Raw genomic sequence first — 22928 nt, 5'->3', positions numbered from 1 at the left:
TAGGCTTTAAAATTAAGGCTATTTTATGACCAAACGACTTTACCCGAAGCAATCGTCAAAACCGGCCAGCCTTGCAGCTCCCAACCGATGAAAGGGGTGTTCTTGCTGCGCGATACGATCTCTTCTTTAAGAACAGCTCTCGTCGTCTCTAGGTCAACGATCGTAATGTCTGCCGCGCTGCCTACTTCTAATGTTCCGTATGGAAGACCGAATACGTCGGCTGGCTTTTTGGTCATGCGGTCTACTAGGAAGCCAAGTGTCCATTTGCCTGTAAGAACAAATTTCGTATACAACAAGGAGAAAGCTGTTTCGAAACCGAGGATTCCGAAAGGCGCGAGCATCATGCCCTTCGCTTTCTCTTCTTCCGTATGAGGCGCATGGTCTGTCACAATGATGTCGATGGTGCCATCTTCAAGTCCTTCGATGACAGCCTGTACATCGCGCGGCGTACGAAGCGGCGGGTTCATCTTCCAGTTCGCGTCCATCCCTGGGATGTCTTCTTCGGAGAGAAGAAGATGATGCGGGCATACCTCAGCAGTAACCTTGATGCCGAACTGTTTCGCATGACGGATCAAGCGAACCGACTGTTCTGTGCTGACGTGACATACGTGGTAGTGTACCCCAGTTGCTTCGGCTAGCAATACGTCGCGGCCTACATGAATCGCTTCGGATTCGTTCGGGATGCCTTTCAAGCCATGCTTCGTCGCGAAAGTCCCTTCGTTTACCGGCGCTCCCACAACCAAAGTATCATCTTCACAGTGTGCGATGATCGGCATGCCGAGTGATGCAGCCAGTGCCATCGCATCCTTCATCATTTGCGCACTTTGTACGCCAACGCCGTCGTCTGTATATCCGATAACGCCCGCTTCTTTCAAAGCTGCGAAATCTGTGAGCTCACGGCCTAGCTCGTTCTTCGTGATCGTTCCGTAAGGAATAACGCGCACAACGCCTTCTGTTGCAGCTTTATCTAATATGTAATTTACCGTATCAACGGTATCAATAACCGGTCTTGTATTTGGCATGCAGGCAATCGTTGTAAATCCGCCTCTTGCTGCTGAACGTGTTCCTGTTGCAATGTTCTCTTTATGTTCAAAGCCAGGCTCTCTCAAATGAACGTGCATATCAATAAAGCCAGGTGATACAAGCTTGCCGGCAGCGTCAATAACTTCATGACCACCTGTTTGCGGGGTCTCACCGTTCGAAGCATCTACAACCTGTGCGATCTTATCATTCTCTACCAAAATGTGTTTCTTCGTTTGAACATTATGAACATCCACGGTAAGTCCGTTTAGAATCCAAATTCCCATTGTGATATTGTCCTCCTAGTATTCGTTTGGGGCCCCCGCAAAGTAATCGGAATCAACTTCAGAGCTTAGCTTCACTTTGTGGGGTATTTTTATGATAAAGCTCGTTCGATGACTGCCATGCGAATTGGCACGCCGTGAGCGATTTGCGTGAAAATCTTGGACTTCTCATGCTCAACCAGTTCATCATCCAGCTCAACGTTGCGATTGACTGGAGCCGGGTGCATGATGATCGCATGAGGCGCCATGCGGCTTGCGCGCTCTACCGTTAATCCGAATTGCTCGCGGTATTCTTCAGCAGATTTGATGAGCCCTGTATCGTGGCGTTCCAGCTGCACACGAAGCATCATGACTACGTCCGCTTTCAAAGCTTCTTCGAAGCTGACATAAGGTGCGAACTGTGCTAACTCCGGTGCTTGCATACTAGGTGGAGCACAGAACTGCACTTTCGCTCCTAGGGCGATCAGGCCCCAGAGGTTGGAGCGCGCAACACGGCTGTGCAGAATGTCTCCGATGATGGAGACCGTTAAGCCTTTGATAGCGCCGAATTGCTTGCGCATCGTATAGAAATCAAGCAGCGCTTGCGTTGGGTGCTCGTTATTGCCGTCCCCCGCGTTGATGAGCGGGATTTTGATTTTCTCAGCCAATTCTTGAAGCACACCATTAGGCTTCAGTCGAATGACACCAGCATCGATGCCCATCGATTCAAGCGTCCGAACCGTATCGTAGATGGACTCTCCTTTTTGTACGCTGGACTCCGCTGCCGAGAAGTTCAGGACATCCGCGCCAAGACGCTTTTGCGCTAGCTCAAAAGAGAACCGAGTTCTTGTACTATTTTCAAAAAATAAGTTAGAAACGAATTTTCCATGAAATTGGTTTGTTACTTTGTTGGGGTTGTTTTCCCAATAGGCTGCACGATCCAGTAGGCTTGTGATCTCCTCTGCGCTGACGCCTTTCAGTCCCAAGAAATGTCTAGTTGTTGTTGTGCTCATGCTACTCACTCCTGTTTCCCCCTTAGAATAATCACTTCATCTTTATCATCAATTTCCGTTAACATGACTTCAATACTTTCACTCTTGGAGGTTGGTACGTTCTTCCCAACATAATCAGGTCGAATCGGCAATTCCCGATGTCCTCGATCCACAAGTACAGCCAGCTGAATCATTTGCGGTCTTCCCAAATCAATCAGCGCATCCATTGCCGCTCTCACCGTTCTTCCCGTGTAGAGCACATCATCGAAAAGGATGATTTTGCGATCCTGGATCTGCAGCTTGCCGCCTTCTTGTACATTTTCTACCGATTTCACCTTCACACGATCATCACGATAGGATGTGATGTCAATCTCGCCTACAGGAATCGGTATGCCTTCGATTTCTAGAATCCGTTCTGCTACTCGCTTCGCTAAGTAAATGCCTCGGGTCCGAATCCCAATCAAGGTACAATCCTCTACACCTTTATTCTTTTCCAGTATCTCGTGTGCAATCCGCGTAAGTGCTCTACGAATTCCCATTTCATCAATAATGGTGTGTTCGGCGGTCTCATTCATTGTTTTCGCCTCCTGGCAAAACGTTCTTAGTCAGCATTCACTTGCTTTTCTTGGCCGGAAAACCAAAAAACTCCTTGCCCAATTCATGGCAAGGAGTTACGAGTGCATAAAGAGATAGAGCGGGGCTGCAGGATGCGCACATCCTCAAGCTACTGAATCATCGACTCAGATTTACCCGACTTTTCTTATCGTTTTACCTTGCCAGCCTCTCTGGACTGTTTTTAAAGGCACATATGTAATTAAAAGGATTATGCCACTTTCGACATGATAAGTCAATATTTTTTTCATCCTGCTATAATCATTCTTTCCTTGGGCAAGATTTGTGCCATGTGTTATTATTTACATATAAATTCACTTTCTACACCTAATTAATCCCAGTTTTATGCAGTCAAAATGTTAAGGAGGAAACTATGTTCAAATTGTTTCGATTTTTGAAGCCTTACAAAGCCTCGGTGATTGCCGTCATTACATTAATGCTCTTGCAATCGCTTGCTCAGCTGTATCTGCCAACACTCCTCTCTGACATCGTGGATGTCGGTGTTGTGAAAGGAGATGTGGGTTACATTCTGCGATATGGGGCTTATATGCTGCTAGTCGCTATGGGAGGTATGGCTTGTGTCATGGTTGCAAGTTACTTGCTTGCGAAGGCCGCAACTGGCTTTGGGAGAGATTTGCGACGCAACATCTTCACCCATGTCGAGAGTTTTTCTTTGCATGAGTTTGACAAACTAGGTACATCTTCACTTATCACAAGAACGACGAATGATATCGCACAGGTACAGCAATTAGTTGTGATGATGCGAATGTTCATCGGGGTGCCTACCATGCTCATTGGCGGTGTCATTATGGCTTCCTATAAGGATACTAATCTCGCGATTGTACTTTACGCTGTTATCCCCATTCTAGTTCTTGTTATTGCAGTTATTATGCGAAAAAGTCTACCTTTATTCAAAGCTTTGCAAGTGAGAATTGATGGAATCAATCTTGTTCTGCGTGAACATTTAACGGGTATTCGTGTGATTCGTGCTTTTAATCGTTCCAACCATGAGAAATTGAAATTCGAACGTGCAAATCAAGATTTCACCCAAATTGCGATCAAAGTCAATACGATTATGGCTACGATGATGCCCATCATGATGCTCGTATTCAACCTTGGCATTGTCGTCATTCTTTGGTATGGCGGAATTCGAATTGACGGCAACCAAATGCAAATCGGTGACTTGATGGCCTTCATCCAGTATGCGATGCAAATTATGTTCAGCATGTTCATGATGACCATGATATTCATGATGATTCCACGCGCATCCGCTTCTGCTGTACGAATTAATGAGGTCCTTGCCATTCAATCCAACATACATAGTGCAGATAACGCACAGACACTCCAAGACGACCAAACCGTCGTTGAATTTAATCACGTAACATTTAGTTATCCTGGAGCTGAGCAGCCAGCGATTCAAGATATTTCTTTCTGTGCGAAACCCGGAGAAGTTACAGCTATTATAGGTGGAACGGGTTCAGGCAAAACGACACTCATTAATTTGTTGCTCCGCTTTTATGATGTTGAGTCCGGCTCTATAGCGTTGAATGGTAAGCCGCTCCCTTCTCTCTCCTTAGAGAGTGTTCGGAATCAAATTGGATATGTGCCGCAGAAAGCCGTACTTTTCTCAGGCACGGTTGCAGATAATCTTCGATTCGGGAATGATCAAGCGACAAATGAGGAGCTAGCTTCTGCTGCTACAACAGCCCAGGCAGCTGATTTCATCAGCGGCATGAAAGACACCTTCCAAGCTACACTTGCCCAAGGCGGAACCAATCTATCGGGTGGTCAGAAACAACGTCTTGCCATTGGAAGGGCACTCGCTCGCAAACCGAACATTTATGTGTTTGACGACAGCTTCTCTGCACTTGATTTCAAAACAGATGCCAAGCTTCGCGCTGCACTTAAATCTGAAACATCACGTGCAACCATGATAATTGTCGCGCAGCGTGTCAGCACCATTATGGATGCGAACCAAATTATCGTTTTGGATGAAGGACGAATCGCAGGGATCGGTACCCATAGTGAGCTAATGACAACCTGTGAGGTTTATCAAGAAATTGTTGCTTCTCAGCTATCAGAGGAGGAAAGTGCATGAGTGAGAAACCAAAAGAACCGCAGCGTCCAGCAGCCGGCATGAATCCAGGTTTTATTGGACGTGGCGGAATGGCTGGCATGGGGATGCCTGTTCAGAAGGCGAAGGATTTTAAGGGTACATTAAAAAGACTCATGACATACATGCAGCCATTTCGTGTCTCCATTTCCTTTGTACTCCTTGCAGCTATATTAAGCACGTTATTTAGTATCATTAGCCCAAAATTGATGGGCAACGCAGTTACCAAGTTGTCTGAAGGCGCTATCGGCAAGCTCAAAGGCATCGCAGGTGCCAAAATCGATTTCGATGCGATCCTGCAGATCGTACTTATCCTAGCTGCTCTATACGTGTTCAGCGCCATTTTAATGTATATCCAGCAACTAATCATGGTAAAAGTTACGCAGCGCATCGTATTTAATTTACGACGAGATATCAGTGAGAAGCTAACGCGTGTTCCGCTCTCCTTCTTTGATGCAAGAAGCCATGGCGACACCATGAGCCGTGCTACGAATGATGTGGACACGATCAGTTCCACCATGCAGCAAAGCTTGACGCAGCTCATTACGTCTCTCGTCACTTTAATCGGAATCATTATCATGATGCTGACAATCAGTCCGCTACTCACATTAGCGACAATTATTACCTTGCCGCTCAGCATTTTGGGAACCAAAATGATTGCTACCCGCTCCCAACAATATTTTAAAGGTCAACAACGCACACTGGGTGAACTGAACGGCCATGTCGAAGAAATGTATACTGGACATACGATCGTGAAAGCTTTTGGCAGAGAAAAGCAATCTATTGAGAAATTCAATGAAATTAATGATCGCTTGTATCATTCCGGCTGGAAGGCACAGTTTATTTCAGGGCTTATTTTTCCGTTGATGTCTTTTATCGGGAATATTGGTTATGTCCTCGTGAGTGTCATCGGTGGTGTCATGGTTACCCATAACGCGATTAAAATCGGTGACGTTCTCGCCTTCATTCAATACTCTGGTCAATTTGGCATGCCGATCACACAAGTGGCGAATATCGCGAACGTGATCCAGTCTACGATTGCAGCGGCAGAGCGCATTTTTGAATTATTGGATGAGCCAGAGGAAGTCCTGGAGAAAAAAGAAGCACAGAACGTGAAAGAAGTACATGGTCATGTACAGTTCGAAGATGTCAATTTCTCTTATAAATCGGATACGACGTTAATTACCAATATGAATATCGATGTAAAACCGGGTCAAACCGTTGCCATCGTTGGACCTACGGGAGCCGGTAAAACGACTATCGTTAATCTCCTTATGCGCTTCTATGAATTACATAACGGCCGTATTTCCATCGATGGTATTGATTCGCGCAATATAACACGAAGTGACCTCCGGGGACTGTTCGGTATGGTATTGCAGGATACATGGCTGTTCAATGGCACAATCCGCGATAATATTGCTTATGGACGACAAGGTGCCACAGAGGAAGATATCATTGAAGCAGCACGCGCGGCTTACGCAGATCATTTCATACGAACGCTGCCGGATGGGTATGATACGATTTTGAATGAAGAAGCGTCCAATCTATCCCATGGTCAAAAGCAGCTGCTAACCATTGCACGTGCGATCCTAGCCGATCCAGCTATCTTGATTCTCGATGAAGCAACGAGCAGCGTCGATACGCGGACGGAAGTTTCCATTCAACGGGCTATGAATAATTTGATGGCGAATCGCACGAGCTTTGTGATTGCTCATCGATTATCAACTATCCGAGAAGCGGACCTCATTCTTGTGATGAATCAAGGAACCGTCATTGAACAGGGCACGCATAGTGAGCTTCTCGAACAGCAAGGCTTCTATGCCGAGCTCTATCAAAGTCAATTTGCACAAAAAGCTGTATGAAACAGATTGGCTCAAACGCCTCCTTTCTGCTAATATAGGAGAGTCAATCATAAATTTGAAGGAGATGTCACCATGACCGAAATGAATACCCTAGAAATTATCCAGTTTATTAAAGAAAGCAAAAAGAAAACTCCGGTGAAAGTATATGTAAAAGGAAACCTTGAAGGCCTTGAGTTCGGCGAAGGCAGCCAAGCCTTCATTACAGGCGGAAGCGGTGTCGTTTTCGGTGAGTGGAGCGTGCTTCAACCGATTCTAGAAGCTAACAAAGATAAAGTTGTTGATTTCGTAGTTGAAAATGATCGTCGTAACTCTGCTATTCCTACGCTAGATTTGAAGCACATCAACGCTCGTATCGAGCCAGGTGCGGTAATTCGCGATAAAGTACATATTGGCGATAACGCGATTATCATGATGGGCGCACTCATCAACATCGGAGCTTCTGTTGGTGATGGTACGATGATCGACATGAACGCTGTTCTTGGCGGACGTGCACAAGTAGGCAAAATGTGTCACATCGGCGCAGGCGCAGTTGTCGCTGGCGTTATCGAGCCACCTTCCGCACAACCTTGTGTGATCGAAGATGACGTACTTGTTGGCGCTAACGCGGTTATTCTAGAAGGCGTACGCATCGGTAAAGGTTCCGTTGTAGCTGCTGGCGCAATCGTAACCCAAGACGTTGAAGAGTACACAGTCGTTGCAGGCGCACCTGCACGTGTTATCAAAAAAGTAGACGATAAAACAAAGTCCAAAACCGAAATTCTAGCAGACCTACGTACCCTATAAGGTGATCTAGATCTGGAGGAAATCGTTATGCTTAGCCCTTTCGTAGAGCTGCGACGTCAGCTTCATCAAATCCCGGAACCGGGGTTCCAAGAGTTCAAAACGCAGCAGCTTCTGCTTGACCAGTTGGCCAAGCTGCCGCAGGATCGGCTCACGATCCGCACATGGCGAACGGGCATTCTGGTCTATATTAAAGGATTAAACCCGAGCAAGCGGTTCGGTTATCGCGCAGATATGGACGGTCTTCCGATCACGGAAGAAACCACGCTCCCCTTCCCTTCACAGCATCCAGGCTTTATGCATGCATGCGGGCATGATTTTCATATGTCCATTGGGATCGGGGTTGTGACACACTTCGTGACGGCTCCGATGCAGGATGATCTCGTCGTGTTGTTTCAACCCGCTGAAGAAGGTCCAGGCGGTGCGTTACCTATGCTTGCTGCTGAGGAATTGCAGGACTGGATGCCTGACCAGATGGTCGCGCTCCATATTGCGCCGGAGTATCCGGTCGGCACCATCGCTGTCAGACCTGAAATCTTGTTCGCCAACACATCTGAGCTGTTCATAGATTTGCTTGGCAAAGGCGGGCATGCAGCCTATCCGCATCAAGCAAACGATATGATCATCGCGGCAACGCAGATGGTTGGGCAGCTTCAAACGATCGTGTCACGGAATGTGAATCCACTGGATTCCGCTGTGATCACGATTGGCAAAATGGAAGCTGGAACGAAGCAGAATATTATCGCGGAGAAGGCTCGCTTAGAGGGCACGATTCGCACGCTATCTGCTGCATCTATGGACAAGATCAAAGGACGCATTGAAGCGGTTGCCGCGGGCATTGAAGCTTCTTTCGAATGCCAAGTCACCATTGACTGGGGCTCGAATTATCGCCAAGTGTACAATGACCCTGCCTTGACTGTCGAGTTCATGGACTGGCTTCGCGGACGCGATAACGTTACATTGTTCGAATGCACGGAAGCCATGACTGGCGAAGACTTTGGTTACTTCTTAGAGAAAATTCCTGGCTTTATGTTCTGGTTAGGGGTGGATACACCTCACGGCCTACATAATGCCAAGCTTGATCCCGATGAGCGTGCAATCGATGTAGCCATCGATACGATTACAGCTTATCTGCGATATAAGTCTAGCTAGATTGAAAAAGCCTCCCGATCTACTCCACTTCTGGTGGATGATTGGGAGGCTTTTTGGTTTACCTCTCTTTGCAAAAAAGGGACCACCGCTGATACAGCGATGGTCCTTTTTCTTTTAAAGCTTACCTACAAACCGCTGAAGTCGATCCAGCGATTGCTCTAGCACGTCCTGTGCGTAGGCGTATGAAATGCGGATATACCCTTCCCCATAGGAAGTAAAAGCATCACCTGGCACAACTGCGACATGCTCTTCCTGCAGCAGCCTCATCGCAAACTCTTGCGAGGATAAGCCGAACTTCGCAATGGAAGGGAACAAATAGAAGGCGCCGTCTGGCTTTTCAAGCTCGATGCCCATAGCGAGTAATCGCTCGTAGACGTAGTCCCTGCGTTCAACATAAGCCTCACGCATTGGAAGCGCATCGTCGATCCCTACCGTCAACGCTTCCAAGGCGGCATACTGGCTTACTGAACTAGCACAGGTCACGTTATACTGATGGACTTTCACCATGTGCTCTGTGAGGTATGCAGGAGCCATTGTAAAGCCAATACGCCAGCCTGTCATTGCATGGGATTTGGACAAGCCATTGATCACGATTGTTTTTTCCCGCAGCTTGCCAACTGTAGCAATCGAATGGTGACGAACCCCATACACCAACTCGCTGTAAATTTCATCGGATAAAATAAACAACTCCCGATCTGTCAATAATGCAGCCAAATCAGCAATTTCCTTCTCGGTAAGCACCTGACCTGTCGGATTCGACGGGTAGCATAGGATCACGCAGCGCGTCTTTTCTGTGAGATACGGAGCCAACAGCTCAGCTGTTAATTTCAAGCCATTTTCTCTCGTATCCACATAGACAGGCACGCCACCAGCTAACCGAATTAAAGGCTCATACCCGGGATAAATCGGAGCCGGAATGATAACCTCAGCACCTGGTGTCAAAATCGTCCGCAGCGTAATATCCACAGCCTGGCTCGCGCCCGCTGTTACGATAATTTCATCCGCAGCGCGATAAGTCTGTCCATACTTGACCTTTACGAAGTTAGACACAGCCTCACGAAGCTCTAGCAGACCAGGGTTTTGCGTGTAGACAGTTTTGTTCTGATCCAAAGCCCTTTGACCCGCCTCGATAATATGCCGCGGCGTCGGGAAGTCAGGCTGACCAATGGTTAATGTCAATGCACCAGGAATCGTGCTGACTAGATTTGAAATTTTGCGAATACCGGAAATTTGAATATCTTTCACTTGCGGGTTAATCAAATGCTCCAACACATGCAGCTCTCCTCTCTCCATTGAACAAGAACTAGGTTGTCCGTATCGTTGATATTAAGTTCTCCATATCAGGTGGGATCGGCGCTTCAAATTGAAGCCATTCCCCTGACCTTGGATGTTTAAAGCCTAGAATCGCAGCATGCAGCGCTTGACCTTCCATCAACATGCCTTTGCTCTTGCCATACATCGGGTCTCCAACTAGCGGATGGCCGATGAACTTCATGTGAACGCGAATTTGGTGCGTTCTGCCGGTTTCCAGCTTCAACTCGACCAATGTGAAGTCACCAAAACGTTCCATGACAACAAAGTGTGTCACTGCCGTTTTGCTGTTTTTCTCCGTAACGGTATACATCTTACGATCATGAGAATCGCGTCCAATTGGCGCATCGATGGTACCTTGATCATGTTGAATATATCCATGCACCAGGGCAATATACTTACGGTTTACGGTATGCGCCTTCAGTTGCTCCGCGAGGCTCGCATGAGCCTTATCATTTTTGGCTGACATAATTAAGCCTGATGTATCCTTGTCAATCCGATGCACAATACCTGGACGCAGCTCGCCATTAATGCCGGACAAATCCTGGCAGTGGTACATTAACGCATTCACTAAGGTGCCCGAATAATGCCCTGGCGCTGGATGAACAACGAGACCTCGCTGCTTGTTGATTACGATCACATCGCTGTCCTCATACACAACATTCAGAGGAATGTTTTCGGCGAGCAGTTCCACACCTTGAGGCTCTGGAATCACTAACGCTATTACATCATGAACGGATAATTTGTAATTGGGCTTTACCGCTTTCCCATTCACCTTAACGTGACCGTCTTTGACCCATTGTTGGACAAGTGTGCGAGAAATATCTTCTTCCAACGCTTCCGTAATAAATTTATCGATCCGTTCGTTGGCAAACTGATTTTCAACTGTCCACTCAATCGGTTCTTGGGACACGGACTCAGGTGAGGTCTGGTTTGTGTTCATGTGTTGCTCCTTTTTTCTCTTTTCGTGCTGCTAGCAGCGACTCGATAAATATCAGGATAACCCCGACCACGATGCAAGAATCCGCTACATTGAAAATCGGGAAAATATAATCGACTTCTTTGCCGAAAAAGTTAAAATCAAATGTAAATTGAAAGAAATCCACAACTTCTGCGAATAAGGCACGGTCGACGAAATTGCCGAGTGCTCCTCCTAATAGTAAACACAATGCGAAGGGTAAGAATACCTTACCTTCTCGAATAGTACGCTGCATGTACCAAATAATACCGCACAGCACGACAATAGTTACAACGATGAAAAACCAACGTTGATTTTGTAAAATGCCGAAGGCTGCGCCGCGATTACGATGGGATGTAATCATGAAAAACTCTCCAATGACAGAGCGTTCATCGCCGAGCGGAACCTTTTTCACAATGATCCATTTCGTAACTTGATCTAGAATGAATGCAAGAAGTGCATACAAGTAATATTTCAAATATTTCATCTTCGTGTACCTCCTACAATGTTAAAGCTTGTTCATTCCTATTTTTCAAGGAATTACCTCACTAAAAAAAGCGGTCTATCGGCATCATAAACGGTATGAATGAGCTGTTAGAAGGGAGCTGTATGACCTATGAGCCATTTAACCGATGAGCAATTAAAAACGTTATATGTACAACTGTTGGAGGAAAAGGTTGCACTTGAGAAGCATTTTGCCACGAATGATCACTTTGGACTCGCTAATTCTTTCTCTGATTCCATAGGCGAGCTCTCCATGTATGATAATCATCCTGCTGATGTCGGATCCGAAGTTTTTGAACGAGCCAAAGATATATCGCTCAATGAACACGCGGAGATGCATTTGCAGCAAGTTAATGAGGCCTTAGCTCGTATGGAAAGTGGCCAATACGGTGTTTGTGTATTTAGCCACCAACCTATTCCATATGAACGCCTACAAGCCATTCCCACAACTTTATACAGCATAGAACATGTACCAGATCCCGACCAATCCTTCCGTCGCCCAGTTGAAGAGCAAGTGCTATACCCGCCTTTCGGTCGAACGAGCTTCGATGAACGAAACGATGAAACTGAATTTGATGGTGAAGATGCCTGGCAAATTGTAGAAAGTTGGGGAACCTCAAACTCACCTGCTTTCGCTGAAAGCAATCAAGTCGAAAGCTACAACGACATGTACATCGAAGCCGATGAGCTGGAAGGCTATGTAGAATCTTTCGAAAGCTTTGTAGCCACAGATCTATATGGTGAGCATGTCACAATCGTACGTAGTAAAGCTTATAACGAATATATGCATAGTGATGAAGGCGATCCATTCCTTGAACCCGAAAGATCTGCCAATCTGGACGACGAATGAGAGCCTGATTAAAAACAGGACAAACGAGCTTCGCAATTTGCGCAAGCTCGTTTGCTTCCTCTACTCGTGATAATGAGCAGTTACAACATCGTTACATCTGACACAGAGTGTTGGATGCTCTTTACTGTGCCCAACCTCAGGCGTCACTATCCAGCAGCGTTCACATTTTTCACCGTCTGCAACAGCGATTGCAATGGCTACATCTTTGGACTGAAGTGCACCTTCAGGTACTGATGTACCTACTGGGTGTAAGTTAACAGCCGATACAATGAACAACTGATCCAATTGCTCGAATTGTGTTAACAAGGCAAACATCGCTTCATTCGGATACAATTGAACAGCTGCACCTAAGGAATTACCAATGACTTTCTCCTTACGCGCCTCTTCTAACGCCTTAAGAACGTCATCGCGTACTTCCAAGAAGGAATTCCATTTATTTTCCAATTCCTCGTCGTAAATATTCGTGTCTACTTCTGGCAGCTCCGCAAGCTGAACACTACTTAATCCAACCCCAGGGATGTACTTCCAAACCTCATCCGCAGTATGTGGAAGAATCGGTGCGATCAGTTTCGTAATCGCGGTTAGCGCCGCATACAGCACGGTTTGCGAGGCTTTACGTGCAGGATCCTCAGCCGCATTCGCGTATAAACGATCCTTGATGATATCCAAATAGAAGGAGCTCATCTCAACAGCACAGAAATGGTGGATCGTTTGATACACAACATGGAACTCATAAGCTTCATAAGCTTTGATAACCTTCTCAACCATACGGTTCAAACGAATCAATGCATAGCGATCAAGCTCGGATAAACTTGTATAAGCCACACGATCAGTCGCTGGATTAAATTGACTTAAATTCCCTAACAAGAATCGCATCGTGTTGCGGATTTTACGATAAACCTCAGTCGTTTGGTTCAAAATATTGTCCGAAATCCGGTGATCGGATTGATAATCCACGGATGAAACCCATAGACGAAGAATATCAGCGCCTAATTTACCGCATACCACATTCGGGTCAATCGTGTTACCAATGGATTTGGACATTTTGCGCCCTTCTCCATCCAGCGTAAAGCCATGACTTAGAATGCCTTTGTACGGCGATTTCTCTCTTGTAGCTACACCTGTGATCAGGGATGAATTGAACCAACCACGGTATTGGTCGGAACCTTCGAGATACAGATCCGCAGGCCATTGTAGCTCTGGACGAGACTCAAGAACAGCAACGTGACTGGAGCCCGAGTCAAACCATACGTCCATGATATCTGTTTCTTTACGGAACTCGCCATGACCACATTTGGTACACGTTGTACCGTGCGGCAGTAGATCCTTCTCTTCCTTGATAAACCAAGCATTGGAGCCTTCTTGCTCGAATAATTGGGCAACATGTTCAATCGTTTGCTCGTTGACAAGCGGCTCATTACAGCTGCGGCAATAGAAAATCGGGATTGGAACGCCCCATGCCCGCTGTCTAGAAATACACCAGTCTCCACGATCAGCGATCATGTTGTGTAGACGAACTTCGCCCCACTCTGGCGTCCATTTCACTTGCTTAATTTCATCCAGCATCTCTTGTCTGAACTTATCAATCGAAGCGAACCATTGCTCTGTCGCACGATAAATGACAGGCTTCTTCGTTCGCCAATCGTGTGCATACTGATGCTGAATGTCCGCAGCTTTAAGCAAAAGACCAGACTCTTGCAGCTTCTCGATGATCAGCTTGCCGCCTTTTTCATAGAACAAGCCTTCGTATCCAGGCGCTTCAGCCGTAAAATGACCTTGATCGTCCACAGGACACAATACGCCGATGTTATAGCGTTGTCCGATAGCGAAGTCGTCTTCCCCGTGTCCAGGAGCTGTGTGAACACAACCTGTACCCGCTTCTAGGGTCACGTGCTCGCCAACCATGACAAGGGATTCACGATCGTAGAACGGATGTTGGCACGTAACAAACTCCAACTCACTGCCTTTTACCGTCGATAATACTTCGTATTCGGTCCAACCGATTTCTTTGGCCGCTGCTGCAAGAAGTCCTTGTGCCAGCACATATTTCTTACCACCCGCTTGAACAACCGCATACTCGAATTCTGGGTGTACGGAAATACCCAAGTTCGCAGGAAGCGTCCAAGCTGTCGTTGTCCAGATAACGATAGCCGCATCCTCTGGAAGCTTGCCTTTTCCATCTTTCACTGGGAAAGCCACGTAAAGTGACGTAGATGTTTTCTCTTTGTACTCGATTTCCGCTTCAGCTAATGCGCTCTCTGAGGACGGGGACCAGTAAACAGGCTTCAAACCTTTATAAACGAAGCCCTTCTGCACCATCGTGCCGAATACACGAATTTGCTGTGCTTCATAGCCCGGTTGCAGCGTGATGTACGGGTTCTTCCAATCACCGCGAATACCTAGACGTTGGAATTGACTCTTTTGCTTCTCAACGGATTGCAGCGCATATTCCTTGCAATATTCACGGAACTCAGGAACCGTCATTTTCTTGCGGTCGACTTTACCGCTGTTCGTGATCACTTGCTCGATCGGTAAGCCATGCGTATCCCAGCCTGGTACGTAAGGCGCGTCGAAGCCTTGTAGTGTTTTAAAACGCACGATAATATCTTTCAGCACTTTGTTTAGTGCGTGACCGATATGAATATCTCCATTCGCATAGGGAGGCCCATCGTGTAAAATGAACTTTGTTCTACCCTTACGACTTTCTTGTACTTTGGCATAAATGTCTTCTGCTTCCCAATGTTCTTGCATTTTCGGTTCCGCTTGAGGCAAATTACCTCTCATCGGAAATTCAGTTTGTAATAGATTTAATGTTTTACCATAATCCATGCTTTCCACTCCATCCCTACTTCAATCTAAAAAACAAAAAAAGCCTCTCATCCCAAAAAGGGACGAGAAACTCAACTCGCGGTACCACCCTCGTTAAAAAGCATCATGAACATGCGCCTTTAGGCGAATCGAACAGAGCTTCTTCACTCGATCATGTGTAACGGCATGACCCGTTTCTCTCTACTCATTTCAAGAGACGCTCCTGGGGGATATTCGGTACGCTGCAGAGATTAGGCTCACACCAAAACCCTAATTCGCTGACACTGCTCATAACGCCCTACTCGTTCCAGTCATAGCTTTATTGCGATACATTTAACAGGAGTATACCCAATCTAGCAAGCATAGTCAATAAGAGAGAACTGCCCTAATCCTTATTACTTCTCTTCTGCAGTTTCAAACTGCATGCTTTGCCAGCCTTCTGTGTTCAATAATTCAAGTTGAGCTTCAAGCAACGTCCGGAAACGAGTGCGGTAAATGGAAGCTTGTTTCTTAAGTTCTTCAATCTCAAGTGCTACTTTACGAGAGCGAGTCAAGGATTCGTTAATAATCCGATCCGCATTTTTCTCCGCTTCTTTCAGAATCAATTGCGCTTCCTTCTTCGAATTGCTTCGGACTTCATCGGCAGCTTCTTGAGCTACGATGATCGTCTTACTCAGCGACTCCTCAATGTGCGTGAAATGATCTAAACGCTCTTGCAAGCCCAACGTTTGATTCTGCAAATCCTTATTCTCACGAATGAGTGCTTCATAATCCTTGATGACTTGATCTAGGAACTCATTAACTTGATCTTCGTCATAACCACGAAACGAACGTGAAAACTCCTTATTATGTATATCTAGCGGTGTTAATGGCATCAGTGCCCCTCCTTAGCGTTTTGCGCAGCAAAACTGACTTCGTAAGTATAAGCTGAGCTTGTCTGAAAGCTAGCCTACACCCATGTCTATACAGTTCAGTTCGACAGAAAATTAGCAATTCCTGCAAAGTTCGTGGATAAATTATCCACGATCATGCAAACTTGCCAATCCTCACACGAATTCGACCTTTTTTCGATACGCCTTCCACTTCAAGCACTTTAAATCTGCCAAAGCCTTGCAAGGAGATCATGTCTCCTTCCTTCAAAGGCTTACTCGGATCTTCTTCCAGCTTCCAGTTCACGCGGCAACGGCCTGCTTGGATCGGTTGCAGCACTTTGGCTCGGCTAAGCCGGAATACGTCGCTTACAATACCGTCCATCCGCATGGAGGCTACGGATAAATGCAGTTCATCCAACTGAACTTGTGCTAGCTCAAGTTTGTCCAAAGAAAGTAATTCCGTTTGAACATGCACTCTATGTACTTGGGACAAATTCAAATGCAAATAATCGGCTGCGTCCTGGGTCACCAGACAATGGCAGCCACCCTCTATAACATGAATATCGCCAATCTTGTCTCGCTTCATGCCGAGTCCAAGAATGGCGCCCATGTAATCTCCGTGTTCTAAGGTTAGAAATTTGCCATCCCCCGAGGAAACCGCCAACACAGCCATCGCCATGTCTTCACCTTCCAAAGTCCGATAATCAGGGGCAATCAAGGCTCGTCTACGTTCTGCTGCCTCATAACCGCCATCGAAACAGCAATGCACATCCGGGTGTCGGTTCACGAGCGAGTTCAAGATAAACGCTTGTCTGGGATCGAGGAAATCGGTTAATTTCACAGCATGCTGTTCAGCAGCTCTTTCAACCCAATCCCAGGCCTTGTCGACAAAATGGTGCTCGTCTGGGTGAAAATGTCCATAGATATCCTTCGTCAAGACTAGAAAATCCCCACGATGAAATCAAGGACCGCGAAGATTCCCATGACGACGAATTTCAATGCGATCAATGCCACGATTGGCGAAAGATCAATGAAACCGATGCTTGGGATGATTTTGCGGAATGGAGCCAAATACGGTTCAACCAGCTTCGAGAGCAGTCCACCGACAAAACTGCCACGTGCATTTGGAAACCAGGATAAGATCAAATAACCAATAATCATGAAATAATAAATTTCTGTAACAACGTTTAAAAAAGCGTAAACGGTACTCACGTAGTTTTCCACCTCTGTCTCTGTGTTTGGGGATATGCGTCTATTCCTCGCCCATCATCTCGGAGATGTGGCCATGAATATCTACTGAATCTGGTGTACAGAGAAAGATATTCGGTCCAAGCTTAGAGATAGACCCATTCAATGCGTAAACCGTACCACTCAAGAAATCTACGATTCGGATGGCTTGATCACCTCGAACTCGCTGTAAATTAACAACAACGGCTCTACGAGCACGTAGATGGTCCGCAATGTCCTGTGTTTCCTCATAAGTGCGAGGCTCGCTGAGGACAACGCGAGAATTTTTCTGTGAATGTATACTAACGACATTCGCCTTATTTTTATTACGTAATTCGTAAGGATTGGTTTCAGGTTCTTCCGTTGCTTCTACAATCCGTTCACGCTCCACAATTTCTTCCTCTTCCTGGAGACCCAGAAAATTCATAAATCGGTTATACACACCCATCGTGGTTCCCTCCTGACAACATCATAAATCGGACTCAAAGTTTCTACCGCTAGCCTTCTTTGCCTACCAATACAGTACCTAGGCGCACCCAAGTTGCACCTTCTTCGATCGCCACATCAAAGTCGCCTGACATGCCCATCGATAACTCTTTCACTTCATAAGGAAACAATTTCCGCTCGTTCAATTGATCCCGCAGTTCTCGTAAACCGCGAAATACAGGTCTCGTTTCTTCGGATTCCAGCTCATAGGGAGCCATGGTCATCAATCCACATACACGAATATGCGCTAGTTTACTTACTTCTTCAGCAAATTGAAAAAACTCATGGGGCGATACACCATACTTCGTGGCTTCACCGGATATATTCACTTGCAAGAAACAATTCACTTCTATCCCTAATGCGGCAGCCTGCTTGTCCAACTCTTTTGCAAGCGACATCCGATCTAGGGAATGAATATAGGCAAATTTCCCAATGACATCCTTCACCTTGTTCGTCTGCAGATGACCTAGAAAGTGCCATGTTCCACGCTCGTGCAAGGCTTCCCACTTCGGCTTCACATCTTGCCAACGATTTTCACCAATATGTAGTAGACCCGTGTTCAATACTTGTTCAGTCGTTTCTAAAGATACATATTTGGTAACGGCGATGATCTTAATTTCATTTTCTTCACGGCCAGACTGCTGACATACAGCTGCAATCCGAGCTTCAACCTCTTGTTTGCGTTCTAATACGCTCATTTTATCCTACACCTCAATTCAACACACCTTACCGGTTCCTTACGGACGCAGACCGATCCAAGCTATCATTCGACCTGTGGAACCCCCTTCTTTTCGATGTGAAAAGAAGAGATCTGTTCGGCAACTCGTACATAACTGAGTTACTTCGATATGGGACGACAAAATTCCTGCTTGCTCGATCAATTTTCGATTCAATTGTTGCAAATTCAACATATACTTATCATTGCCTTTATCGGTGATAACAGCTTGTTGTTCATCATATGACATCTGTGTCTCATCCATGACTTGCCTAACGCGCGATGCTACCGTCTCATCAACCTCATAGCAGCAGACTCCAATCGAAGGACCAATAGCTGCACGGATATCAGAGGGCTGACTACCAAAAGTATGTGTCATTAAGGATATTGTAGCCATGGAAATGTTTAACACAGTACCTTTCCAACCCGCGTGTGCAAGGCCTACTACTTGCTGCACTGGATCATAGAAATACAACGGAACACAATCCGCAAATTGCGCGCAGAGAACGATCCCCTTCTCCTTTGTAATAAAGCCATCCTTCGATTGTAGGGCTGATTCCCTGCTATCTCGCCCCATTCCTTGCTCTTTTAGACTGACGATAGCGATGTCTTTCCCATGTACCTGCTCAGCATACGTAAAAGACGTAAATGACTGTCCTAAGGCATCAGCAATGCGCTCACGATTACGTACAACATCAGCTCGGTTATCGTTCACATGGAGTCCGCAATTCAGAGAGGCAAAGGGTGCCTGGCTTACTCCCCCTAAGCGAGAGGTGAAGCCCGCCGTTAATTCAGGGAATGAAGCTAGCCATGCAGCTATGTTTAAAAGGACCGGTTGATCCTCGGTAGTTTCTTTGGATTGTACGACAAATGGTTCCAATGCCATTCTCCTCCATTCTGTCTTGTATATCTCTACTTTAGCACAAAATAAAAAGACACACGATGGCTGATCAGCTGTTCATATTACTGAACTGCTTCACATCGTGTGCCAACCGTCAGTTTCGAAACTGACGATTAAACTCATATACCCCTTCGGTGTCATCCGTTTGACGGTACGGCCGTACGTCTTCCAGCTTCACGAGCACAACATCAGCACCAATTTTCACGATATGCTTCCAAGGAATAATGACATCGGTCCCGGTCCCGAACAATCCGAAGAAACGGGTTTGATTCGGTACAACAATAGACTCGATTCGTCCTTGGCGCAGGTCAAGCTCCAAATCACTGATTTGTCCAAGCTTTTTACCGTCCACAATATTTATTACGTCCTTCGTCTGGAAATCAGATATTTTCATGAGGCCTATCACCACATATCTCATTAGAATTTGTACCGATTTTTTATTAGTATATGTCTGTACTGGGCAAAATGTCCTGAAACACGAAAAAAGACCTTCACGGCTTGTCTACCAAGGCCGTTCCAGTCTTTGTTAATTGCACTTAGGATTTTACATGCTTCTGCATCTGACAAATGGCTGATTTCTCTAACCTTGAGACCTGCGCTTGAGAAATGCCAATCTCATCTGCTACTTCCATCTGGGTCTTCCCTTCAAAGAAACGCATGGAAAGGATCATCTTCTCTCTGGCGTTTAGCTTATGCATGGCTTCGCGCAAGGCAATACCCTCGATCCATGACATGTCCTTATTGCGCTCATCGCTTATTTGATCCATCACATAAATGGGATCTCCCCCATCATGATAAATGGGCTCAAATAAGGATACCGGATCTTGAATAGCATCAAGTGCGAACACGACATCTTCTTTGGGTACATTCAGCGCTTCAGAGATTTCGTAAATGGAAGGCTCGCGAGAGTTTTGATTCGTCAGACTGTCTCTAACTTGTAAAGCTTTGTAAGCAATATCTCTCAAGGAACGAGAAACGCGAATCGGGTTATTATCTCGTAAGTAGCGGCGTATCTCACCTATAATCATCGGTACAGCATAGGTCGAGAATTTGACATTTTGACTTAAATCAAAGTTATCAATGGCTTTCATCAAACCAATACAGCCAACTTGGAAGAGATCGTCCACATACTCTCCACGATTGTTGAACCGTTGAATCACACTCAGTACCAACCTTAAGTTGCCATTGACCAATTTCTCTCTTGCAGTTCGTTCTTGTTTAGTTTGCAGGTCAGTGAACAACTCACGCATCTCTGCATTGGTCAGCACAGGCAGTTTGGCGGTGTCAACTCCACATATCTCAACTTTATTTCGGGTCACCGTGATTACCTCCCAAGGAGAAACATTACTGTTAATTATCCCCGTGAGCGGTCGATTTATTCCTGCCCTTTCCCCTTGCCAGCCACTTGACAAAAGGGTACTGATTCGCTCCCTCCCGTGACTGCTGAACAATTTCGACATTTCCTGCCAAAAAAAATTTTCAGACCATCTTGTTAAACTCTTTACGCAGCCTCTTTATGATCCGTTTTTCTAATCTTGAGATATAGGATTGCGAAATACCCAACAGGTCGGCAACGTCTTTTTGCGTCTTTTCTTCCCCATCCTGCAGCCCAAAGCGGAGCTCCATAATAATTCGCTCACGTTCACTCAGCTTATCCAGCGCTTTATGCAAAAGCTTCCGGTCCACTTGTTCCTCGATATTCCGATAAATCGTATCATTCTCAGTTCCTAATACATCGGACAAGAGCAGCTCATTGCCGTCCCAGTCAATATTCAACGGCTCATCGAACGAAACTTCCGTTCGAATTTTACTATTCCTGCGCAAGTACATCAGAATTTCGTTCTCAATACAACGAGAAGCGTAAGTAGCCAGCTTAATCTTCTTCTCAGGATCGAATGTATTGACGGCTTTGATCAGACCGATAGCTCCAATCGAAACCAAATCCTCGATATTAATGCCCGTATTCTCGAATTTCCTCGCTATATAGACAACCAATCTCAGGTTTCGCTCAATCAACATAGCGCGAATAGCTGCATCCCCAGATGGTAACTTTTCCAATAGGTATTCTTCTTCTTCACGAGTAAGCGGTGGTGGCAAAGCTTCACTACCACCTATGTAATAGATTTCCTCACCTTTGAGACCAAGCAGCATCAAAATTCGATAATACGCTAGTTGAAAAAGCAGTTTCCACTTCAAGAACATGTTAGTTTCCTCCTAAGAGTTTTGCTGTGGCAAAACTTTCTTCGTAAGCGTGAGAAAACCTCTATCGAGGCCATTCAAAGATGAGCGACCGCGTTAAGAGGAAAGTTTTATCGACAAATAGAAAGATATTTTCGGGTTCCGAAAATTTACGCTTTCTATTGTGGTAAACTGAGTTTTGCCCTGGCAAAACTTTCATCGTGAGCATTAGCTGCTTTATCCAGCTGAGATCAATGCTGGGTGGATAATTGCTTGATAGGAGCCATCGCTGCACAGCTTTCCTCCGTCGAGTCCGATAAGCACCTTCGTTGCCTCCATTTGCGAATCATTATGAGTGATCACCACCTTATCGGGTTTAATAGCCAGCATGAATTGAGTATTTCGATTAACACCACGATAGGGAACTAGACGCAAACGATCTTGCCAAATAAACTCCTCTACACCAATCCCACTAATGATTTGATCCACATCGGCTGAGCGTATCCGTTGCAGCCACTGCTCAGGAAGTGCATCTCCCCACTCAGCAACCTCCATGACCATAACCGGTGTGCGTGTTAATGGGTCATACAATTGATTCCCCGTATCAATAAGGCCCTTACAGGTGGCAATGTAGTCACCCACATAAATAGTGACTTCTGCCAAATAGGATGTCATAACCTCGCGTTGCTTTGTACTTTGGAACACCGTTCGAAACCACCAAATGAGGGGAAGCAGCAGGAGGAGCACGAACAGGATACTTCCAATTTGAAATTGAAAGACGGCCACGCCAGATTGTGTGAATACAATTCCCTTCATCACATCGGAGGAAGACGCGAGCACATAATGAATGCCGAACAGTCCACCGGCAACAGCGAAATTAATGAGAAGGAACGTGCCCATATTCCGCAATAAATTTTGTAAGGAACCATAAGCAAAAGCGGTTATAATCATACCTGTACAAAACATACATTTCACAGAAAATGTAAAAAATAAGGTTGGAACTGGTAAAAACATCATGACAACATAGGATGCTCCTAAAGCAGCTGATAGCGTGATTCTCCACCATTTGAACGCTATTTTTCGCGTTTTTGCGGTGACAATAAGTAAGGCCGCATCCACCAGAAAGTTCAGCAGGAAAATGAGATCCGCATAGACGACCATACCATGCCTCACCTCCAAGACGGACACTTTCTAGCAAATTCGTGACGAAACTTTAAGGTTCTAAATCAGTATATTGGATTCCAAGTTCAAAGTCTGTCTAAACTTGCTAGTAGGAACCTACTTTTTTTGTCAGTTGGCGCGGGCTTGTCCACCCGAGAAAAGC

General features: G+C 45.8%; 22 protein-coding genes and 1 other annotated feature. Of the genes, 5 read left to right on the top strand and 17 right to left on the bottom strand.

The window, feature by feature from the left end; genetic code table 11:
* Positions 1 to 23: 23 nt before the first annotated feature.
* The 3 genes from pyrC to pyrR form a co-directional block, all read right to left on the bottom strand.
* Complete coding sequence (gene pyrC, locus AC58QO_RS03845; RefSeq protein ID WP_497263967.1) at positions 24 to 1307, bottom strand: dihydroorotase; 1284 nt, start codon at positions 1305 to 1307, stop codon at positions 24 to 26.
* An 89-nt stretch (positions 1308 to 1396) separates the two neighbouring features.
* Positions 1397 to 2296: an aspartate carbamoyltransferase catalytic subunit gene (locus AC58QO_RS03840; protein WP_497263966.1), complete on the bottom strand. Its 900-nt coding sequence runs from the start codon at positions 2294 to 2296 to the stop codon at positions 1397 to 1399.
* A gap of 5 nt (positions 2297 to 2301) precedes the next feature.
* Entirely contained in the window at positions 2302 to 2850 is a 549-nt protein-coding gene (pyrR, locus tag AC58QO_RS03835) for a bifunctional pyr operon transcriptional regulator/uracil phosphoribosyltransferase PyrR (protein ID WP_497263965.1), read from the bottom strand.
* A gap of 410 nt (positions 2851 to 3260) precedes the next feature.
* Between pyrR and AC58QO_RS03830 the strand changes: the two genes are divergently transcribed.
* From AC58QO_RS03830 to AC58QO_RS03815, 4 genes are all read left to right on the top strand, one after another.
* Entirely contained in the window at positions 3261 to 4985 is a 1725-nt protein-coding gene (locus AC58QO_RS03830) for an ABC transporter ATP-binding protein (protein ID WP_497263964.1), read from the top strand.
* A complete protein-coding gene (locus tag AC58QO_RS03825; RefSeq protein ID WP_497263963.1) occupies positions 4982 to 6862 on the top strand; it encodes an ABC transporter ATP-binding protein in 1881 nt (626 codons plus the stop codon). Before AC58QO_RS03830 ends, AC58QO_RS03825 begins: the two co-directional genes overlap by 4 nt.
* Positions 6863 to 6934: 72 nt before the next feature.
* Positions 6935 to 7645 carry a 2,3,4,5-tetrahydropyridine-2,6-dicarboxylate N-acetyltransferase gene (dapD, locus tag AC58QO_RS03820; RefSeq protein ID WP_497263962.1) on the top strand — a complete coding sequence of 237 codons (711 nt, stop codon included), beginning with the start codon at positions 6935 to 6937 and terminating at the stop codon, positions 7643 to 7645.
* Between the two features lie 27 nt (positions 7646 to 7672).
* A complete protein-coding gene (locus AC58QO_RS03815; RefSeq protein WP_497263961.1) occupies positions 7673 to 8794 on the top strand; it encodes an N-acetyldiaminopimelate deacetylase in 1122 nt (373 codons plus the stop codon).
* A gap of 114 nt (positions 8795 to 8908) precedes the next feature.
* Here AC58QO_RS03815 and AC58QO_RS03810 read toward each other — a convergent pair whose 3' ends face one another.
* From AC58QO_RS03810 to lspA, 3 genes are read right to left on the bottom strand one after another with little or no spacing between them, the layout of a single operon-like run.
* The gene (locus tag AC58QO_RS03810; protein ID WP_497264385.1) at positions 8909 to 10063 is read right to left on the bottom strand and encodes an aminotransferase A; all 1155 of its coding nucleotides are present in this window, start codon (positions 10061 to 10063) and stop codon (positions 8909 to 8911) included.
* A gap of 34 nt (positions 10064 to 10097) precedes the next feature.
* Positions 10098 to 11048 carry an RluA family pseudouridine synthase gene (locus tag AC58QO_RS03805; protein WP_497263960.1) on the bottom strand — a complete coding sequence of 317 codons (951 nt, stop codon included), beginning with the start codon at positions 11046 to 11048 and terminating at the stop codon, positions 10098 to 10100.
* Positions 11023 to 11541 carry a signal peptidase II gene (lspA, locus tag AC58QO_RS03800; protein WP_497264384.1) on the bottom strand — a complete coding sequence of 173 codons (519 nt, stop codon included), beginning with the start codon at positions 11539 to 11541 and terminating at the stop codon, positions 11023 to 11025. Before lspA ends, AC58QO_RS03805 begins: the two co-directional genes overlap by 26 nt.
* 138 nt (positions 11542 to 11679) lie before the next feature.
* Here lspA and AC58QO_RS03795 point away from each other — a divergent pair, with 138 nt between their 5' ends.
* Entirely contained in the window at positions 11680 to 12417 is a 738-nt protein-coding gene (locus tag AC58QO_RS03795; protein ID WP_497263959.1) for a TraR/DksA C4-type zinc finger protein, read from the top strand.
* A 60-nt stretch (positions 12418 to 12477) separates the two neighbouring features.
* Here the strand turns inward: AC58QO_RS03795 and ileS are convergent, their stop codons facing one another.
* From ileS to spoIIGA, 11 genes are all read right to left on the bottom strand, one after another.
* Entirely contained in the window at positions 12478 to 15246 is a 2769-nt protein-coding gene (gene ileS, locus AC58QO_RS03790; protein ID WP_497263958.1) for an isoleucine--tRNA ligase, read from the bottom strand.
* A gap of 55 nt (positions 15247 to 15301) precedes the next feature.
* Positions 15302 to 15549 (bottom strand) — a binding site (T-box leader).
* Positions 15550 to 15620: 71 nt separating this feature from the next.
* Entirely contained in the window at positions 15621 to 16100 is a 480-nt protein-coding gene (locus AC58QO_RS03785) for a DivIVA domain-containing protein (protein WP_497263957.1), read from the bottom strand.
* Between the two features lie 151 nt (positions 16101 to 16251).
* The gene (locus tag AC58QO_RS03780; RefSeq protein WP_497263956.1) at positions 16252 to 17034 is read right to left on the bottom strand and encodes a YlmH family RNA-binding protein; all 783 of its coding nucleotides are present in this window, start codon (positions 17032 to 17034) and stop codon (positions 16252 to 16254) included.
* Between the two features lie 2 nt (positions 17035 to 17036).
* Positions 17037 to 17309, bottom strand: a complete 273-nt coding sequence (locus AC58QO_RS03775; protein ID WP_497263955.1) for a YggT family protein — start codon at positions 17307 to 17309, stop codon at positions 17037 to 17039.
* Between the two features lie 40 nt (positions 17310 to 17349).
* On the bottom strand, positions 17350 to 17772 hold the full coding sequence (locus tag AC58QO_RS03770; RefSeq protein ID WP_056612633.1) for a cell division protein SepF: 423 nt from the start codon (positions 17770 to 17772) through the stop codon (positions 17350 to 17352).
* Between the two features lie 49 nt (positions 17773 to 17821).
* Complete coding sequence (locus AC58QO_RS03765; protein ID WP_497263954.1) at positions 17822 to 18508, bottom strand: YggS family pyridoxal phosphate-dependent enzyme; 687 nt, start codon at positions 18506 to 18508, stop codon at positions 17822 to 17824.
* A 39-nt stretch (positions 18509 to 18547) separates the two neighbouring features.
* Positions 18548 to 19411, bottom strand: coding sequence for a peptidoglycan editing factor PgeF (pgeF, locus tag AC58QO_RS03760; RefSeq protein ID WP_497263953.1), 864 nt, complete (start codon positions 19409 to 19411; stop codon positions 18548 to 18550).
* A gap of 109 nt (positions 19412 to 19520) precedes the next feature.
* Complete coding sequence (locus AC58QO_RS03755; protein WP_497263952.1) at positions 19521 to 19820, bottom strand: YlmC/YmxH family sporulation protein; 300 nt, start codon at positions 19818 to 19820, stop codon at positions 19521 to 19523.
* Positions 19821 to 19962: 142 nt separating this feature from the next.
* Positions 19963 to 20745 (bottom strand): RNA polymerase sporulation sigma factor SigG, encoded by a 783-nt coding sequence (gene sigG, locus AC58QO_RS03750; RefSeq protein ID WP_056612640.1) that lies wholly within the window; start codon positions 20743 to 20745, stop codon positions 19963 to 19965.
* A gap of 160 nt (positions 20746 to 20905) precedes the next feature.
* A complete protein-coding gene (gene sigE, locus AC58QO_RS03745) occupies positions 20906 to 21628 on the bottom strand; it encodes an RNA polymerase sporulation sigma factor SigE (protein WP_497241794.1) in 723 nt (240 codons plus the stop codon).
* Positions 21629 to 21841: 213 nt separating this feature from the next.
* A complete protein-coding gene (spoIIGA, locus tag AC58QO_RS03740) occupies positions 21842 to 22765 on the bottom strand; it encodes a sigma-E processing peptidase SpoIIGA (RefSeq protein WP_497263951.1) in 924 nt (307 codons plus the stop codon).
* Positions 22766 to 22928 lie beyond the last annotated feature (163 nt).

The organism is Paenibacillus sp. J31R30 (assembly GCF_059692115.1).
The sequence above is the reverse complement of the archived record's forward strand: the minus strand, read 5'-3'. Positions and strand labels throughout refer to the sequence as shown.

Bases quoted from the DNA above. Each gene is read 5' to 3' on its own strand.
- pyrC (WP_497263967.1), bottom strand. From the start codon at position 1,307: ATGGGAATTTGGATTCTAAACGGACTTACCGTGGATGTTCATAATGTT.
- AC58QO_RS03840 (WP_497263966.1), bottom strand. From the start codon at position 2,296: ATGAGCACAACAACAACTAGACATTTCTTGGGACTGAAAGGCGTCAGC.
- pyrR (WP_497263965.1), bottom strand. From the start codon at position 2,850: ATGAATGAGACCGCCGAACACACCATTATTGATGAAATGGGAATTCGT.
- AC58QO_RS03830 (WP_497263964.1), top strand. From the start codon at position 3,261: ATGTTCAAATTGTTTCGATTTTTGAAGCCTTACAAAGCCTCGGTGATT.
- AC58QO_RS03825 (WP_497263963.1), top strand. From the start codon at position 4,982: ATGAGTGAGAAACCAAAAGAACCGCAGCGTCCAGCAGCCGGCATGAAT.
- dapD (WP_497263962.1), top strand. From the start codon at position 6,935: ATGACCGAAATGAATACCCTAGAAATTATCCAGTTTATTAAAGAAAGC.
- AC58QO_RS03815 (WP_497263961.1), top strand. From the start codon at position 7,673: ATGCTTAGCCCTTTCGTAGAGCTGCGACGTCAGCTTCATCAAATCCCG.
- AC58QO_RS03805 (WP_497263960.1), bottom strand. From the start codon at position 11,048: ATGAACACAAACCAGACCTCACCTGAGTCCGTGTCCCAAGAACCGATT.
- AC58QO_RS03795 (WP_497263959.1), top strand. From the start codon at position 11,680: ATGAGCCATTTAACCGATGAGCAATTAAAAACGTTATATGTACAACTG.
- ileS (WP_497263958.1), bottom strand. From the start codon at position 15,246: ATGGATTATGGTAAAACATTAAATCTATTACAAACTGAATTTCCGATG.
- AC58QO_RS03785 (WP_497263957.1), bottom strand. From the start codon at position 16,100: ATGCCATTAACACCGCTAGATATACATAATAAGGAGTTTTCACGTTCG.
- AC58QO_RS03770 (WP_056612633.1), bottom strand. From the start codon at position 17,772: ATGGGTGTGTATAACCGATTTATGAATTTTCTGGGTCTCCAGGAAGAG.
- AC58QO_RS03765 (WP_497263954.1), bottom strand. From the start codon at position 18,508: ATGAGCGTATTAGAACGCAAACAAGAGGTTGAAGCTCGGATTGCAGCT.
- pgeF (WP_497263953.1), bottom strand. From the start codon at position 19,411: ATGGCATTGGAACCATTTGTCGTACAATCCAAAGAAACTACCGAGGAT.
- AC58QO_RS03755 (WP_497263952.1), bottom strand. From the start codon at position 19,820: ATGAAAATATCTGATTTCCAGACGAAGGACGTAATAAATATTGTGGAC.
- sigE (WP_497241794.1), bottom strand. From the start codon at position 21,628: ATGTTCTTGAAGTGGAAACTGCTTTTTCAACTAGCGTATTATCGAATT.
- spoIIGA (WP_497263951.1), bottom strand. From the start codon at position 22,765: ATGGTCGTCTATGCGGATCTCATTTTCCTGCTGAACTTTCTGGTGGAT.